This is a genomic window from Flavobacterium sp., assembly GCF_039932285.1.
Classification (GTDB): Bacteria; Bacteroidota; Bacteroidia; order Flavobacteriales; family Flavobacteriaceae; genus Flavobacterium.
Genome location: NZ_JBDTQE010000001.1, coordinates 79,715 through 98,074 on the forward strand (window position 1 = coordinate 79,715; position 18,360 = coordinate 98,074).

Consider the following 18,360-nt stretch of genomic DNA (forward strand, 5'->3'; position numbering starts at 1 on the left):
ATATGAAAGAAAAATCAACAAAAGGAATCTGGAAAGTAATTTCAGCCTCCTCAATGGGAACAATGATAGAATGGTATGATTTCTACATCTTTGGAAGTTTAGCAGTAGTAATTTCTACTAAATTTTTCCCTTCAGATAATCCTACAGCTGCCTTCTTATCTACATTAGCAACATTTGCAGCAGGTTTTGTAGTTCGCCCTTTTGGAGCATTATTCTTTGGTCGTTTAGGTGATTTGATTGGAAGAAAATATACATTTATGGTTACATTATTATTAATGGGTGGAGCCACTTTTTTAATAGGTTGTATTCCGAGTTATGAAAGCATTGGTTTTTTTGCCCCATTATTAGTTTTAGTATTACGTTTGTTACAAGGTTTAGCACTTGGTGGCGAATATGGTGGAGCTGCAACTTATGTAGCAGAACACGCTCCAGCGGGTCAAAAAGGATATTGGACTTCATGGATTCAAACTACAGCAACAGTTGGTTTGTTTATTTCATTGATGGTAATTCTTATAACAAAAAGCGTTTTATCTAAAGAAGCTTTTGACGAATGGGGATGGAGAGTACCGTTTTGGGTTTCAATCATCATGGTATTTGTATCGTATATGATTCGTAAAAATATGGATGAATCTCCTGTATTTGCAAAAGCAAAATCAGAAGGAAAAACATCCACAAATCCTCTAAAAGAAAGTTTTGGAAACAAATACAATTTAAAATTTGTTTTGCTTGCATTGTTTGGTGCCACAATGGGACAAGGAGTTGTGTGGTATACAGGGCAATTTTATGCGATGAACTTTATGAAAACTGTAATGGGTGTCGATTCTTCTCAAGTAGATATGTCATTAGGAATAGCTTTAATTTTTGGAACACCATTCTTTATCGTGTTTGGTTGGTTGAGTGATAAAATAGGTAGAAAATACATCATGATGGGAGGAATGTTATTAGCAATTTTGCTATACAGACCAATATACAAAGCCATGTATCAAACTACAGATTTAGCTTTAAAAACTGAAATTGTAGAGCAAACTAAAGTGGTTCCATCTATCAAAGAAATTGATGCTACTAAATTAGATTCTATTTATACTACTACAAAAGCGTATGTAGATGGAACTACCGTAGAAGAGATAAAAACCATTCACATAGAAAACGGAAAAGTATTGGTAGATGATAAAGGAAAAGACAAAGTCGATACTAAAGTGACTAAAACGATTAATAGTAGTGATCGATGGATGCTTATTTTTCTAGTCTTTATTCAAGTAATTTTTGTAACTATGGTTTATGGTCCAATTGCAGCTTTCCTTGTTGAAATGTTCCCAGTAAAAATTAGATATACATCTATGTCATTACCATATCATGTTGGAAATGGTATTTTTGGTGGATTACTTCCTGCAATATCTACTTATTTCGTAACTTCGGCTAAAGATGCTGGAAACCCAGAATTTTATTTAGAAGGATTATGGTATCCAATAGGAATTGCAGCAGTTTGTTTCGTAATTGGAATGATTTACATTGATAAAAAAATTAATACACTTCACGACTAAAACATAAAAATTATGAACACAATAAAAAAATATTTAGGAATAGTTTGGATTGCTTTATCTATCGTGATTGCTTACTATAGTATCGGAATATTTGGAGGAAAGTTAACTTCAGGAAAACAAGATGACTTGGTTTTTGGAATAATTATATTTTTTATTTTATTACCTTTAATTGTTACAGGTTTGACTATTTTTGGATGGTACTCATTAACTAACGAATATGAAGATTAATTAATAATTGTATTAAATCTAAAGCTCTTGAATTTTCAAGGGCTTTAGATTTTTTAATTAGACATGAAAAAAAGACACCAACAAAAATTAGTAATTGTATCTATAGTTTTACTCATAGGGCTTAATCTTCCTATTGTTTTACTATTTGATTCTTCACAAAATGTGCTGGGATTTCCTGCCATTTATATTTATTTTTTTTCTATTTGGCTTTTTTCTATTTTAGTTTCATTATTAATTGTAAAACGATACAATGAATAGTATAATACTTCTAATTATATTGTCGTGCTATTTGGCTGTTCTTTTTTTCATTGCGCATTGGGCAGAGAAAAAAGGGAATAGCAAATGGACAAACAATCCTTATGTATATACATTGTCATTGGCAGTTTATTGTACTGCTTGGACTTATTACGGAAGTATTGGTGTGGCTGCTAAAAGTGGATTAGGCTATTTGCCCATTTATTTAGGTCCAATAATTATTGCTCCTTCTTGGATTTTAATTCTAAAGAAGATTATCAGAATTTCAAGAGTTAATAAAATTTCAAGTATTGCCGATTTTATTTCTCTACGTTACGGAAACAGTCGTTTTTTAGGAGCAATCGTTACAGTGATTTGTCTTACAGGAATTTTGCCTTACATCGCATTACAGCTCAAAGCAATTTCTGAAACTTTTCATTTAGTTACTAAAACAAATACTAATTCATTTATATTTGATGATACCACAACATACGTTGCAGTAGCATTAGCGCTATTTGCTTCCTATTATGGAACTCGTTACGTAGATGCTTCCGAAAAAAGAAAAGGAATTGTTACTGCGGTTGCTATGGAGAGCATTTTAAAACTTGTTTTCTTTGTTATTGTTGGGATTTATGTCACTTATTTTGTTTTTGATGGTTTTGATGATATTTATCAGAAAGCCTCTATGTTAGAAAATTTTAAAGAAAAAAATACTATTGGTGGTTTGCCACAAGCCATAAACTGGTTTTTACTTTGTGTATTATCTATGTTTGCTATTTTCTTATTACCAAGACAATTTCAGGTTTCGGTTATCGAAAATAATCGAGAAAATCACATCAATACTGCGGTTTGGTTGTTTCCATTATACTTATTAATCTTCAATATTTTTGTATATCCAATCGCTTGGGGAGGTAATATTTTATTTGACGGACAAAATGTAAATTCAGATACTTATTCCTTGTTAATTCCACAGTTTTTTAACAATAAAACACTAACTGTTATTGTTTTCCTTGGCGGATTTTCAGCAGCTATATCTATGATTGTTGTTTCTTCTATTGGACTTTCCACAATGTTAACCAACAATGTTTTAATTCCATATAATTTATTAGGAAAACTAAAAAGCAATGAGCAAACTATTAGTAGCCGAAAAATAGTAAACAGTCGAAAATTTGGAATTTTCATGCTTATTATTCTCGCTTATTTTATCTATCGATTTTTTGCATTAGATTATAGTTTGGTTTCTATAGGCTTAGTAGCATTTGTTATTATAGCCCAACTAGCACCTGCTTTTTTTGGCGCTTTGTTTTGGAGAAGAGGTTCAAGATTGGGTGCTATTTATAGTATTATTATTGGGTTTTTAATCTGTATTTATACTTTATTAATTCCTTACGCTATCGGAATAAGTAATGTAGAAATCTCATTTATTTCTAAAGGATTTATGGGAATAGAGTTATTAAAACCTTTTCAATTATTTGGGTTAGATTATTTGCAACCAGTTCCACATGCTTTATTTTGGAGTTTATTGTTTAATTCGTTTACCTATTTTGCAGTTTCGGTAAGTTTCAAAGGAAATTATCGGGAACGCAATTATGCTGAAATGTTTGTAGATATAAATAAGTATATTACCAATCATGAAAATGCTTTTATTTGGAAAGGAACTGCGTACCGAAATGATATTGAAAAAGTGCTAATTCGTTTTTTGGGAGAAGAACGTACTAAACGGGCTATGAATATTTTTAATGTAAAATATAATGTAGATAAAAATCAAGAGCTTGCTGATGCCCGATTAATTAAATTTTCCGAAAATTTACTAACAGGTCATATCGGAACGGCTTCTGCCAGAATATTAATTTCCAGTGTTGTAAAAGAAGAAAAGATCAGTTTGCCAGAAGTTTTAAAGATTTTAGAAGAGTCGAAAGAGAATATCATTATCAATAAAAAACTAACCGAAACGTCTAAAGAATTAAAAGAAATCTCAGCCAAATTACAAACAGCAAACAGTTCTTTGATTAAAAAAGACCAGCAAAAAGACGAATTTCTAGATACCGTAACACATGAATTGCGAACGCCAATAACAGCCATAAGAGCAGCAAGCGAAATTTTACATGATGATGACGAAATTCCTGAGGATTTAAAAAAACAATTTCTTCAAAATATTATTTCAGAATCGGATAGATTAAATCGATTGATTGATAAAATTCTTGATTTAGAGAAATTTGAAACAGGAAAACAAACCATTCATTCAACAAAAAATAATTTAGTAAATACCATCGAAAAAGCCATTGAAGCTTTACAACAATTAATTAAAAATAAGAATATTACGATTCATATTGAAAGCAAACATAAAATAAATGCTTACTATGATGAAGATAGAATTTTTCAGGTAATAACCAATTTAGTTTCTAATGCTATAAAATTTTGTCCTGAAAAAGAAGGATTAATTACCATTCAAATTTCTGAAAAAGAAGATTTTATTCAAACAGTTGTACAAGACAACGGAAAAGGAATAAATACGAATGATTTTGAAGTGATTTTTGATAAATTTTACCAATCAACCAATCAAAATATTAAAAAACCTGTTGGAAGCGGACTAGGATTGGCGATTTGCAAACAAATTATAGAACATCACAAAGGAAAAATTTGGGCGCAAACAAGTCTAAAAGGAGCTTCCATCGCTTTTACTTTACCAAAAAATAAGAATATCGAAATAAATATGTCATGAAGAAGATCTTAATTGTAGATGATGAACCTAATATTGTAATGGCTCTTGAATATACATTCAAGAAGAATAATTATCAAGTATTTATTGCACGAGACGGACAAGAAGCACTAGATATCCTAAAAACCAATTATCCAGATGTTATTATTTTAGATATTATGATGCCTATGGTTGATGGTTACGCTACCTTAGAACAAATTAAAAAAGATGAAAATCTTAAGCATACAAAAGTCATTTTTCTTTCGGCCAAAAATAAAGAAAGCGATATTGAAAAAGGATTATCACTTGGCGCGAATGCTTATATGACAAAACCGTTCTCTGTAAAAAAAATTGTAGATCAAGTAAGTGAGCTTTTAGAAAACTGATTTGATAAATATAAACAACAAAACAATAAATGAATTATTCAGAATTATATAAAAAAAGTATCGATTTTCCTTCAACATTTTGGGAAGATCAAGCAAATCAAATCGAATGGTATAGCAAACCATCAATCATTTTATCAAAAGATGAAAATGATTATCCACTTTGGTTTAAAGATGGAGAATTAAATATTTGTTATCTAACTTTAGATAAACATATTCAAGATGGATATGGAGATAATATTGCCATAATTTATGATTCGCCAGTTACACAAACTGTAAAGAAATATACTTTCAACGAAGTGAAAACCGAAGTAGCTAAATTAGCAGGAGGAATGGTATCACTTGGATTTAAAAAAGGAGATACAGCGGTAATTTATATGCCAATGATTCCTCAAGCAGCATTTGCTATGTTAGCTTGTGCCAGAATTGGAGTGACACATTCGGTAGTTTTTGGAGGTTTTGCACCACACGAATTAGCTATTAGAATAGATGATTGTAAACCAAGAGGCATTATTACTGCCTCCTCAGGAATAGAAGTTGATAGATTAATCGCCTACAAACCACTTGTTGACGAAGCCATAGAACTATCATTACATAAACCTAAAAAAGTAATTGTTTTCAACAGAAAATTAGGAGCAAGAATTCCGTTTAAAAAAAATGATGTTGATTATGATGCATTAGTTTATGGTTCAGAAGAAGTATCATGTATTCCTGTAAATGCTACTCATCCATTATATGTTTTATATACATCAGGAACCACTGGAAAACCTAAAGGGATAGTAAGAGATACTGGAGGTTATGCTACAGCGCTTAAATTTTCAATGCAATATATTTATGGTGTAAAACAAGATGAGGTTTTTTGGGCAGCATCTGATGTAGGCTGGGTCGTTGGACATAGTTTTATTGTTTATGGACCATTAATCAATAGAAATGCAACCATCATTTTTGAAGGAAAACCAATTAAAACTCCAGATGCATCTACTTTTTGGAGGATTATTGCAGAACATAATGTAAATGTTATGTTTACTGCACCAACAGCTATTAGAGCGATCAAAAAGGAAGATCCAAAAGGTGAATTTATAAAACAATACGACTTATCATGCCTTCGTACTCAGTTCTTAGCTGGGGAACGTTGTGATATTGCTACTTTAGAATGGTACAATGAAAACATTCCTGTTCCAGCAATAGACCATTGGTGGCAAACAGAATCAGGTTGGCCAATGATTTCAAATATGATGGGTGTAGAATATTTACCAGTAAAACCTGGTTCAGCCGGAAAAGCAGTTGCAGGTTATGACATTCAAATATTTGGAGAAAACGGACAAGAATTGGGTCCAAATCAAGAAGGATATGTTGTTATCAAATTGCCATTACCTCCAGGGACAATGCTTGATTTATGGGGTGACAGTGAACGTTTTAAAATGGGTTATTTAAATAAATTTCCAGGGTATTATTTTTCTGGTGATGGCGGTTTTAAAGATGATGATAATTATATATTTATTACAGGTAGAGTAGATGATGTTATTAATGTTGCAGGACATCGTTTATCTACTGCCGAGATGGAAGAAATAGTTTCTTCTCACCATTCGGTGGCAGAATGTGCTGTAATAGGAATTAATGATGAACTAAAAGGACAAATTCCATTAGCATTAGTAGTTAATAAATCAGGTGAATCTATCGAACATTTTCAATTAGAACAAGAGATTGTAAAACTTGTAAGACAACAAATAGGCGCAGTTGCTTCTTTAAGAAATGTTGTTATAATAGAAAGATTGCCTAAAACACGTTCTGGAAAAATTCTTCGAAAATTAATTAGAAGTATAGCAGATGGAGAAAATTTTCAAATTCCGTCAACGATCGATGATGAATCCATTGTTGAAGAGATTATTGATGTTTTAAAAAAATATAAAATAGGTGTTTACAATAAAAATTAGAATTAATAAAAATAAGAATAGTTATGAGTTATTACAAAATTGACAATTTAGAACAATACTTTAAACATTATAATAAATCAATTCGAGAACCAAGAAAATTTTGGGGAAAAATTGCTTCCGAGAATTTTACTTGGTATCAAGAATGCGAAAAAGTAGTAGAATTTGATATGGCCGAAGCCAAAATAGAATGGTTTAAAGGAGCAAAAGTTAACATTGTAAAAAATTGTATCGATAGACATTTGGCACGTCGTGGCGAAAAAACAGCGATTATTTTCGAACCAAATAATCCAAATGAAGAAGCGCAAAATATTTCGTATAACGAATTATATGTACGTGTTTCAAAAATGGCAAATGTATTAAGAGAACAAGGTATCGAAAAAGGAGATAGAGTTTGTATTTATCTACCAATGATTCCCGAATTAGCTATTGCAACTCTGGCTTGTGCTAGAATTGGCGCAATCCATTCGGTAGTATTTGCTGGATTTTCTGCCTCTGCAGTTGCCTCAAGAATTAATGATTCCGAATGTAAAATGGTCATCACTTCCGATGGAGGATTTCGTGGCGAAAAAACTATCGACCTAAAAGGAATTATTGACGAAGCTTTAGACAAATGTCCTTGCGTATCTAAAGTTTTGGTTGCAAAAAGAACCAATACTTCCGTGAAAATGAAAGAAGGTCGTGACCAATGGTTACAACCACTTTTAGACCAAGCATCAGACAATAATGTGGCTGAAATTATGGATGCCGAAGACCCGTTATTTATCCTTTATACTTCAGGATCAACAGGAAAACCAAAAGGAATGGTACACACTACGGCTGGTTACATGGTATATTCAGCTTATACTTTCAAAAATGTCTTTAATTACGAAGAAAATGATGTTTTTTGGTGTACTGCTGATATTGGTTGGATAACAGGACATTCCTACATACTTTATGGTCCACTTTTAAATGGAGCTACGACTGTAATTTTTGAAGGAGTTCCTTCTTATCCAGATTTCTCTCGTTTTTGGGAGGTGATCGAAAAACACAAAGTGACTCAATTTTATACCGCTCCAACCGCTATTCGAGCTTTGGCAAAAGAGAATTTATCATACGTTCAAAAATTCCCATTACAATCCTTGAAAGTAATTGGTTCTGTTGGAGAACCTATTAATGAGGAAGCTTGGCATTGGTACAATGATCACGTAGGAGGGAAGCGTTGTCCAGTTGTAGATACTTGGTGGCAAACAGAAACAGGAGGTATTATGATTTCACCAATAGCCTTCGTAACACCAACAAAACCAACGTATGCCTCATTGCCATTGCCTGGAATTCAACCAGTATTAATGAACGAAAAGCGTAACGAAATAGAAGGAAATCAGGTTACAGGAAGTTTGTGTATCAAGTTTCCATGGCCAGGAATAGCAAGAACAATTTGGGGAGATCATCAACGTTATAAAGAAACGTATTTCTCTGCCTTTCCGGGTAAATATTTTACTGGTGATGGTGCTTTGCGTGACGAAGTTGGATATTATCGAATTACAGGACGAGTAGATGATGTCGTAATTGTTTCTGGGCATAATTTAGGAACAGCACCGATAGAAGATGCGATAAATGAACATCCAGCTGTTGCGGAATCTGCCATTGTTGGATTTCCTCATGATATAAAAGGGAATGCGTTGTATGGTTTCGTCATCTTAAAAGAAAGTGGAGAAACTCGAGATAAGACAAATCTTGCCAAAGAAATAAACCAACATGTTTCCGATCATATTGGTCCAATTGCTAAATTAGATAAAATTCAGTTTGTGTCTGGTTTGCCTAAAACACGTTCTGGAAAAATTATGAGACGTATTTTAAGAAAAATTGCGGAAGGTGATTTTTCTAATTTTGGAGATATTACTACTTTATTAAATCCTGAAATTGTTGATGAGATAAAGAACGGGAAGTTGTAAAAAATAAAGAAATAAAAGGAGAAATCTATAATTAGATTTCTCCTTTTATTTTAAAAAGTAGATTAAAGAAAATAGTTATAAAATTTCATCAATATTTTTTTTGATATTTTCGGTAATCCTTTCAGTTGGTAAGTCATTTTCATCATTCCCAAAAGGCTCTTCAATTTCTTCTGCAATAAGCTCTAAACTTGCTAGAACATAAAAAATGAAGATAACCACAGGTATAGTATAAAAACCTAAATTAAATACATAACCAAAAGGCAATGTCATTACATAAAAAAATATAAATTTTTTTAAGAAAACACTATATGAAAAAGGAATGGGTGTATTCTTTATTCTTTCGCAAGCACCACAAATATCCGTAAATGATATTAGCTCTTGGTTAATAAAAAGAAGTTGTTCCCCAGTTATTTTATTACCTATAAATAATTCGTTTACTTTTTTAAACATTAATTTTACAACCTGATTTGGTTTGTGCTTAGTAAGTTCTATTTTTATATTAAATTCCTCAAAAAGTTCTTGACTAATATTTTGGTTTTTGAGATGTAAGTTTAAAACGTGTGAATAATAAGGAATAATTTTTTTAAAAAATAATCTATCTTCTTTTTCAACTAAAATTACAGAAAGTTTTAATGCTAAGTTTCGGCTATTATTAACTAATGCTCCCCATTGTTTTCTACCTTCCCACCAACGATCATAAGCAGTATTTGTTCTAAAAACTAATAATAAAGAAATTACAAAACCAAGCATACTATGCATGATGGTTATATTTTTAAGATGATGATTATCCGATAAATGAAAATAGTTTTGTATAAAATATACAATAATTGCACTATATATTGATATGCCAATAATTAATGGAAATAACGTTCTAAAAGTATCTGCTTTATGAAATCTAAATATAAATGTAAACCACTCTTTAGGATTATATGAAATCATATTTTATAGTTTTACTCAACTCGACACAATTCAATTTTTTCTGGTGCGTGAAGTACCATTGGGAATTTTTCTACTTTTACAGAACTACTATCCAATCCGAAAGCTTGTTCTTCAGACAAACTTAATTTTTTAATAAAAAAGTAAGTATTCATCACTAGCTTTTCGTGCCAATGCATAAAACTATCATTTGATAAGAATTTTTCTGATAATACAAATTTAAAATCACCAATGATATTATTCTTACTTAATGACTCGTAGCGACTTGTAATATCTACCTCGCCTTTTTTTACCATATCCTTAAGAACTTCTTTAAACATGAGGTTTATTTTTGTAGGCTCTCTAAAACCAAGATTAAAATCGATTCTAAATAAATCATCTTTTATAATCTCAGTAACTTTATATTCTTTTCTATAAGGTTCGTTTGTAATATTTACATGTACAAACCAATATAGATCGGCTCTTTTTGGTCGTTTTTGTAAAATTGAATACATTACTTTTTCCTCAATTTCATCTACACGATTAGCGTTTGTCATATAAACTAAATGTGTTGCGTATTTAGGTATAGATAGATCGACACTTAATTCTGCAAGAACTTTTTTGTAATGGTCTATTTTTACAATTTTCGTGTAGTTTTTACTGATTTTTTTAGCAGTAAACCAAATAGACATTATAAAAATTAATATGGAAGCAATAATTAACGTCACATAACCACCGTGAGGAAATTTATCTAGATTGGCAATTAAGAAACTAAACTCTATCACTAGATATAATAAAATTAATGGTGCAATTATAAACCAAGAAACACGTTTAAGTATCATAAAATAAGTAAGCAATATGGTTGTCATAATCATACATAAAACGATAGCAAGTCCGTAGGCAGCTTCCATTTTACCAGATTCTTCGAAATGCAATACAATACCTATACAACCCAAAAGCAATAACCAGTTAATAGAAGGAATATATATTTGACCTTTTAAATCTGTTGGATATTTAATCTTAACCTTTGGCCAAAAACTCAATCGCATAGCTTCATTTATTAATGTAAATGACCCACTAATAAGTGCTTGAGAAGCAATTACGGCAGCCATTGTAGCAATTACAATTCCGAACGGTTGAAACCAGTCTGCCATAATTAGATAAAAAGGATTTCCGTTATTAGCATTTATACTAAGTAATGTTTGTCCTTGATGTTTAATTAGGTAGGCACCTTGACCAAAATAATTTAAAAGCAAAGCTATTTTAACAAAAACCCAACTAATACGAATATTTTTTCGCCCACAATGTCCCATGTCAGAATACAATGCTTCAGCACCAGTTGTACATAAAAAAACAAATCCTAGTACATAAAATCCATCAGGATGTACACTTAATAATTGATAAGCATAAAAAGGATTTACAGCACATAAAACACTTGTGTTTTGTGTGATTTGTAATATTCCAAGAACTGCTAACATCCCAAACCAAATCATCATCATTGGAGCAAAAAATTTCCCCACTAACTTAGTGCCAAACTGTTGTATGGTAAAAAGTACAACTAAAATTGCAATTACAATTGGTATTGTATTTATATCTGGATAATAAGTTCGAACGCCTTCAACGGCTGAAGCAACAGAAATAGGAGGTGTTATAATACCATCAGCTAATAAGGCACTACCTCCAATAATTGCGGGAATAATAAGCCATTTTACTTTGGTTCGTTTTACTAAGGCGTACAATGCAAAAATTCCACCCTCGCCATGATTATCTGCAGAAAGCGTTATTAAGACATATTTTAAAGTTGTTTGTAGTGTAAGTGTCCAAAAAATAGCAGAAATTCCTCCTAGAACAACCGCTGTATTGATTGTGTGTAAACCAATAATTGATTTCATTACATATAAAGGAGAAGTTCCAATGTCTCCATAAATAATTCCTAATGTTACTAAGATTCCCCCAAGGGATAATTTACTATGAAGATCGTGATGTGATGAAGCACTCATTATTTTATATTTGAAAAAGTGTACAAAATTAAAATATTTAATCCGATTAAAATCTAATTTTCACTAAAATTATTACTGCGTTTCATTCAAAAAATAGTAATTTAGAATCTTTAAATTATAGTATGAAAACCATATTTCTCACTTTTTTGATTATCAGCGTTTTATATTCCTGCAATGTGAATAAAAAGATAATATATAACTCACAATTCACACAAGTTTCAATTGATACTTTATTGAATGAAAAAATAAGTTGTCGGGCAATCCTTATCGATAATAATAAACTTTGGTATGCGGCTAATAATGGCAATTATGGTTTTATTTCTCTTAATTCTCCAGCAAAATTTGAAACAAAAATTAATAAAGAAAATGATAAAATTGAATTTAGAAGTATAGCACAAACGTCAAAATACATATTTATTTTATCAGTAGCCAATCCTGCATTATTATATCGAATTTCAAAAGAAGGAATAAAATCTGAATTGGTGTATCAAGAAAATAACGAAAAAGTATTTTACGATTCTATGCAATTTTTTAATGACAATGAAGGAATTGCGATAGGCGATCCAAACGAAGATTGTCCGTCTATGATAAAAACTATTGATGGTGGAAAAACTTGGAAAAAAATCCTTTGCAATAAACTACCGAAATTTGCAAATGGTGAAGCTTTTTTTGCCGCAAGTAATACAAATTTAATTATAAAAAATAATAATGTATGGATGGTTTCTGGAGGAAAAAAATCTAGAGTTTTTTATTCAGCAGACAAAGGTGAGACTTGGAAAACATCTGAAACGCCAATTGCTCAAGGTCAAACAATGACGGGATCTTTTACTGCCGATTTTTATAATGAAAAGATTGGTTTTATTGCTGGCGGAAACTACGAAAAATTAGAACAAAACTTTCAGAATAAAGCTATTACAAATGATGGTGGTAAAACATGGAAGTTAATTGCCGAGAATGAAGGCTTTGGTTACGCATCATGTCTTCAGTATTTGCCTAATAGTAAAGGAAAAGGCATTGTAACTGTTGGTGCAACAGGAATTTATTATTCAAGTGATGGAGGCGAAAAATGGAAACAATTATCTACCGATAAGGATTTATATACAATTAGATTTATAGATAATAAAACAGCAATCGGTGCTGGTAAAAATAAGATTGTAAAATTAAATTTTAAATAAGTTATAACCATTAGAGCTAGTTTAACAGTTATAACTTATTTTAAAAATATTATTTAGTTTATAGTAAGAAACTAATTCCTAAAACAATGTTTCTCCCAATGTTAGGAATACCGTCTGTTTTTAGTCTAGAAAGATGTGAAATATAGGTTTTGTTAAGCATATTATTTGCATTAAAAGAAACATCAAAATTTGATTTGTTAATGTTTATATTTCCACCTAAGCCTAGATTAACTAAAGTGTAATCGTTACTTTTTGTTTCAAACGTACTATTGTTATTTTGTTTAAAATTACTTTCAACATTTACTGTTGCATATCCTTTTTTTACCCAATTTTTGAGATTAAATTCTGTACGAATATTATTATTCCATTTGTTTGCAGGAATAAGAGGTAAATATTCTCCATTTTCCTTCTTGCCAGTTACAGTTTCAAAACTACTAGTAATATGCAACCAATCTAACGGATGCGGATGAAAATGAATACCAAATTCTCCCCCATATAATTTTGCATTGGCTTGTACATAATCGAAGACATTGTTTCCTGCGATTATATTTCCGTTTGGAGAAATAAATATGTAATTGTTAATATGATTATAAAAACCATTTGCGAAAAACTCAAAATGAGAATTCCCGTATTCGAGATTCAAATCAGTTTGGATATTTTGCTCATTTTTTAAGGTAGTATTTCCAATCTCATAGCGATTACTTCCTTCATGAACACCGTTTGAGGTTAGTTCAGCCAAGTTTGGAGATCTAAATCCTGAAGCAACATTAAATCTGAAAGATAAATTGTCTGTTAGTTTTGTTTTGTAACCCAATGAAGCATTAAAACTACTGAATTTTTTGTTGATGGCTTCAAAATAACCTTCATCTCCTAAAATTCCATGAGTTTCGGTATTAATTTTTCTTGTGTCATAACGAAATCCAGCTTGTATGACATTCGATTTCCATTCGTAATTTGTTGTTACTAAAGTACCAATATCATTTGTATTGGCATCAGGGATTAATAATTCTGAACCAGAATTTCTATTGGTTTGACTCATACCTTGAACACCAACAATAGTTTCTAATTTTCCAATTTTTGGTAAGTAATATTTTAAATCATAGTTTAAAGTATTCAAATTCATATCTAAAATAGGAATTGTACTGTCTGCAAATTCCTTACGGCTGTTAGAAATATATCCGAAATCGGCATCAAATTTTGAGTTTTTGAAGTAAAAATTATTATGCAAACTCAAAATATGATTTAAAACACCTTGTCTAGGATAGTCAGGATCTCTTTTTCTGGTTTGTAAACCTATTTGTTCTGGAATTCCTAAATTTAAATTATTCAAATTGTATCGCAAAACACTAGAAAACTTTGCATTGCTATAACCAACAGCTGTTTTTACATCAGCTTCTTCAAAACGAGTATTGGTAACCAAACTATCATTTGGCATTTTGTAATCGCCATGGTTATTATAGCCACCACGAATTAAAAATTTCCAATTATTAGAAGATGATTTCAGTCCAAATGAAGTATTGCTTCCTTGCGTATTGGAAAAGAATTTTTGACTAAAATCTGCCGAATAGGAGTTGGGCTGAGCAAATTTTTCAGGGTTAAAGTACAAAACGCCACCTAATGCATCTGAACCATAAAGTAAAGAAGCAGGTCCTTTTATAACTTCGACACTTTCTATACCACTATCACTAAGTCCCAAACCATGTTCTTCTCCAAATTGCTGATTTTCTAATCGAACACCTTGGGTATAAACCAAAACGCGATTGCCACTTAATCCCCGAATAACAGGTTTTCCTATAGATGTTCCTGTAGATACTTGTGCAACTCCAGGAATTGAAGCCAATCCTTCCATTAGTGTTGCCGCTCCTTTTTGTTGCAATTCTTTGATGCTTTTGTGTTCAATTTTCATCACATTTTGTGATTGAATTTTATTGAAAGCAGTGGAAGAAATTTTAATTTCATCCATTATGTATGGTTTGTCTTTATGTATTGTATCTCGTACAATTTGGGCATGAATCATACCTGAAAACCCTAATAAAAGGGCAACTAAAAATAATTTCATATTAAATGATATTTTATTGTTTAAAAAAATAAATTGTAAGTATTACTAAAAGTTATTAGTAATAAAAAAATTAAACAATAAAACAGGGAGGAGCTCGAAGCGCAAAAAGGCTTCCTTTAAAAAAGTTAGTTATTTCTTTAGAATAGATAAAAGAATATCCAGTAGAAACGGGTCTTTTTATAAATTGAAAATAAGAAATACTTGAATTAACAAATGCACCTAAAGTAAAATCACAAACAAAACAGTGGTCTAAATTATGGTGTTGATGTGTTATTTGAGAACCAGAAGTTAGTTTGTGATGGCAATGTTTTTCAGAAATTTGTTTTACCAAATGCTCATAACTATGTATCGATTGAAATAGTATCGAAAATAATACTACAATCGCTAATAATGAGTTGATGATGATAAATTTCTTTTTCATGCAAGACAAATGTAATAAAGCAAAAAATAAAATCCGTTTAAATTTAACAAAATTTATGATTTGCTGGGTATGGAGACGGATTCTTCTTCTAAATAAAAAATTTGTTTTTGTTTAGAATAAGAGCTTTGTTTTTAATTCGTTAAGGGCATTTTCGTATTCATTTTTTTTAAATTCTTTTGGTTGAACATCTAAATAATCAAATTCTGTCAATTCAAATGAATTATTTTCATGAGCAAATTTTTTCCATATATAAGAATTTTCATTTTTTTGTATGTCTATAGTTGTGGCTCCACAACCAATATCTCCACATTCTCTACAAATAAATAATGATATTCTTCCAGTATCCAGTTCGGAAGGTTTAGTTTTCAAAAATTGATTTATAATATCAATATTTAGATTTTTTTTATCATAATAACCGAAAATACAAACACTATTATTTTCATCACATTCTAATTCATCAAAAAGTGATATACCATCTATTAAAACATCATAAAAAAAAATTGGCTTAATATTTTTCTTTTTGTCCGCTTCAAATGTTCTTTTTATGAATTCTATTTTATTCAATCTATTGGATATTTTTATGAAATTCTGTAAAAGGTACTTTGTTATAATAGCTTAGGATTAAATCAAGTTTTATTTTGGATTAAATAAATCATCAAAAAACAATTCCCCAAATCACTAGCACAAGTGCTATACTATAGTTTCTTTACTTTTTCTTTTTCAGACCATCTAATATTTGTCGCATCGATATCGAATCTTTAGATGTGTAATTAATTTTAGATAAATGAATATTTACAAATATATTTTTGCCAAACATACAGTATGCATACATATTCTTCTGATTAATTTTGGTTCCTTCTACTTGAATAATATCATTTTGTTTAAACATAAAATCATCAGTAGATTCTCCCCAAATTTTATTGTTTTGTTCATACTTCTTCAAATTTGAATTCATGAAATGAGTTAGTGGAAGAATAGGACTTGTGGTTTCTCCTTCTGGATCAAATGAATCTACCATCATTTTTTGTTCATTTTTATTCAGTTTGTAAAAGAGTACTGAACATATAATTTGGTCTTTTCCATTTTCGCATATATAGTAATAATCTTCCCCACGCCACTCTTTTTTAAATTCCTCAAATTTCTCAGTATTCATAATGACCACTGCTTGGTTATTTTTTGGATAACTAAATTCTAAATCTTTTTCATTATTGGAAAAAGAAAAAATAATAATTATTGAAATTATAAAAAGTAATTTTCTAGTCATTGTTTGGCTCTCTTTTTTTTACAGTGTATTACACCAAACTATTCTTAACTAAATATTCAGCAATTTGTACAGTATTTGTAGCAGCACCTTTACGTAAATTATCGGCAACAATCCACATGTTTATTGAGTTGGGTTGGCTTTCGTCACGACGAATTCTTCCTACAAAAACATCATCTTTTCCTTGCGCATACATAGGCATCGGATAGGTATAAGTATCATTGTTATCTTGTACCACAACTCCTGGTGTATTATGCAAAAGCTGGCGAACTTCATTCACATCAAAATCTTTAGAAAACTCGACGTTTACGGCTTCACTGTGTCCGCCAACGATAGGTACACGAACGGCAGTAGCTGTAACGGCAATAGTTTTGTCATCAAGTATTTTTTGAGTTTCACGAACCAGTTTCATTTCTTCTTTGGTATAACCATTTTCTTCAAAACTGTCACATTGTGGAATCGCATTTCTGTGAATAGGATATTTATACGCCATTTCGCCAGAAACTCCAGCATATTCGTTTTCCAGTTGTTGTACTGCTTTTACACCAGTTCCTGTGATAGACTGATAAGTTGAAACAATGACACGTTTAATATTATATTTTTTATGCAAAGGCGCTAAAACCATTACCAATTGGATAGTCGAGCAATTTGCATTTGGAATAATTTTGTCTTCTTTTGTTAATATAGAAGCATTTATTTCTGGAACAACCAGTTTTTTAGTTGGATCCATTCTCCAAGCCGATGAATTATCTATTACAGTTGTACCAGCTGCTGCAAATTTTGGAGCCCATTCTAAAGAAGTTTCTCCACCAGCAGAAAACAAAGCAATATCAGCTTTCATATCTACTGCAGTTTGCATTCCTACGACTTTATATTTTGTTCCTTTAAATTCTATTTCTTTTCCTACAGATCGCTCTGAAGCAACAGGAATTAATTCGGTTACGGGAAAATTTCTTTCGGCTAAAACTTGAAGCATTACTTCTCCAACCATTCCGGTTGCGCCAACAACTGCAATTCTCATAATTTGTATATTAAATTTTGTAGTGCAAAAGTAATAAATATTGATTTGATTTTGATAAAACAAATAAAAAGAAAAACCGTTTCGATGAAGAAACGGTTTAGTTAGAATATGTGTGTAGCGGAAATTATTTTTTTAACAAATCTCTAATTTGTGTAAGCAATTCTTCTTGAGTTGGTCCAACTGGTCCAGCAGGTGATTCTTCTTTCTTTTTCATTCTATTAAGTCCCTTAACTAATATAAAAATAACAAAAGCAATTACTAAAAAGCTTATTACGGCAGCTAGAAATTTACCATACAAAATTCCTCCATCAGTTTTTAAACCTGCTAAATCTGCAACTTGAGCTGCTTTTAAAGCTGGATTTAGTAATGCCGGAGTAATTACATCGGATACTAATGAAGTAACAATTCCTCCGAATGCACCACCGATTATAACCCCTACTGCCAAATCCATTACATTCCCTTTTGCAATAAAATCTTTAAATTCTGAAATCATTCCCATAATTTGTTTGTTTTTAGGTTAATTTATTTTGTTATAAAAAGCTAATTTAACATTTTATTC

At 30.8% G+C, this 18,360-nt stretch carries 16 protein-coding genes; 8 read left to right on the plus strand and 8 right to left on the minus strand.

What is annotated here, in order from left to right:
• The first annotated feature begins 2 nt into the window (after positions 1-2).
• The 7 genes from ABI549_RS00435 to acs all read left to right on the plus strand — a co-directional run bounded on the left by ABI549_RS00435 (position 3) and on the right by acs (position 8,949).
• The gene (locus tag ABI549_RS00435; protein WP_348074471.1) at positions 3-1,541 is read left to right on the plus strand and encodes an MFS transporter; all 1,539 of its coding nucleotides are present in this window, start codon (positions 3-5) and stop codon (positions 1,539-1,541) included.
• Between the two features lie 12 nt (positions 1,542-1,553).
• Positions 1,554-1,769, plus strand: coding sequence for a DUF6814 family protein (locus ABI549_RS00440; RefSeq protein ID WP_348074472.1), 216 nt, complete (start codon positions 1,554-1,556; stop codon positions 1,767-1,769).
• A 63-nt stretch (positions 1,770-1,832) separates the two neighbouring features.
• Entirely contained in the window at positions 1,833-2,027 is a 195-nt protein-coding gene (locus tag ABI549_RS00445; RefSeq protein WP_348074473.1) for a hypothetical protein, read from the plus strand.
• The gene (locus tag ABI549_RS00450; protein ID WP_348074474.1) at positions 2,020-4,725 is read left to right on the plus strand and encodes an ATP-binding protein; all 2,706 of its coding nucleotides are present in this window, start codon (positions 2,020-2,022) and stop codon (positions 4,723-4,725) included. The genes ABI549_RS00445 and ABI549_RS00450 overlap by 8 nt, the downstream gene beginning before the upstream one ends.
• Positions 4,722-5,087 (plus strand): response regulator, encoded by a 366-nt coding sequence (locus ABI549_RS00455; RefSeq protein WP_348074475.1) that lies wholly within the window; start codon positions 4,722-4,724, stop codon positions 5,085-5,087. The genes ABI549_RS00450 and ABI549_RS00455 overlap by 4 nt, the downstream gene beginning before the upstream one ends.
• A gap of 29 nt (positions 5,088-5,116) precedes the next feature.
• Positions 5,117-7,018, plus strand: a complete 1,902-nt coding sequence (locus ABI549_RS00460) for an acetate--CoA ligase (protein WP_348074476.1) — start codon at positions 5,117-5,119, stop codon at positions 7,016-7,018.
• A gap of 23 nt (positions 7,019-7,041) precedes the next feature.
• Complete coding sequence (acs, locus tag ABI549_RS00465) at positions 7,042-8,949, plus strand: acetate--CoA ligase (protein WP_348074477.1); 1,908 nt, start codon at positions 7,042-7,044, stop codon at positions 8,947-8,949.
• Positions 8,950-9,024: 75 nt separating this feature from the next.
• On the opposite strand, the gene ABI549_RS00470 is transcribed toward acs, so the two are convergent.
• Positions 9,025-9,888, minus strand: coding sequence for a bestrophin family ion channel (locus ABI549_RS00470; protein WP_348074478.1), 864 nt, complete (start codon positions 9,886-9,888; stop codon positions 9,025-9,027).
• Positions 9,889-9,899: 11 nt separating this feature from the next.
• A complete protein-coding gene (locus ABI549_RS00475; RefSeq protein ID WP_348074479.1) occupies positions 9,900-11,864 on the minus strand; it encodes a KUP/HAK/KT family potassium transporter in 1,965 nt (654 codons plus the stop codon).
• Between the two features lie 122 nt (positions 11,865-11,986).
• Between ABI549_RS00475 and ABI549_RS00480 the strand changes: the two genes are divergently transcribed.
• Positions 11,987-13,039 (plus strand): oxidoreductase, encoded by a 1,053-nt coding sequence (locus ABI549_RS00480; RefSeq protein ID WP_348074480.1) that lies wholly within the window; start codon positions 11,987-11,989, stop codon positions 13,037-13,039.
• 58 nt (positions 13,040-13,097) lie between these two features.
• Here ABI549_RS00480 and ABI549_RS00485 read toward each other — a convergent pair whose 3' ends face one another.
• The 6 genes from ABI549_RS00485 to mscL form a co-directional block, all read right to left on the minus strand.
• Positions 13,098-15,056 carry a TonB-dependent receptor gene (locus tag ABI549_RS00485; RefSeq protein ID WP_348074501.1) on the minus strand — a complete coding sequence of 653 codons (1,959 nt, stop codon included), beginning with the start codon at positions 15,054-15,056 and terminating at the stop codon, positions 13,098-13,100.
• 112 nt (positions 15,057-15,168) lie between these two features.
• On the minus strand, positions 15,169-15,519 hold the full coding sequence (locus tag ABI549_RS00490; RefSeq protein WP_348074481.1) for a hypothetical protein: 351 nt from the start codon (positions 15,517-15,519) through the stop codon (positions 15,169-15,171).
• Positions 15,520-15,630: 111 nt separating this feature from the next.
• Positions 15,631-16,083, minus strand: a complete 453-nt coding sequence (locus ABI549_RS00495; protein ID WP_348074482.1) for a hypothetical protein — start codon at positions 16,081-16,083, stop codon at positions 15,631-15,633.
• A 142-nt stretch (positions 16,084-16,225) separates the two neighbouring features.
• Positions 16,226-16,783, minus strand: a complete 558-nt coding sequence (locus ABI549_RS00500; protein WP_348074483.1) for a hypothetical protein — start codon at positions 16,781-16,783, stop codon at positions 16,226-16,228.
• 28 nt (positions 16,784-16,811) lie between these two features.
• Positions 16,812-17,801 (minus strand): aspartate-semialdehyde dehydrogenase, encoded by a 990-nt coding sequence (locus ABI549_RS00505; RefSeq protein WP_348074484.1) that lies wholly within the window; start codon positions 17,799-17,801, stop codon positions 16,812-16,814.
• A gap of 124 nt (positions 17,802-17,925) precedes the next feature.
• Entirely contained in the window at positions 17,926-18,300 is a 375-nt protein-coding gene (gene mscL / locus ABI549_RS00510; protein WP_348074485.1) for a large conductance mechanosensitive channel protein MscL, read from the minus strand.
• Positions 18,301-18,360 lie beyond the last annotated feature (60 nt).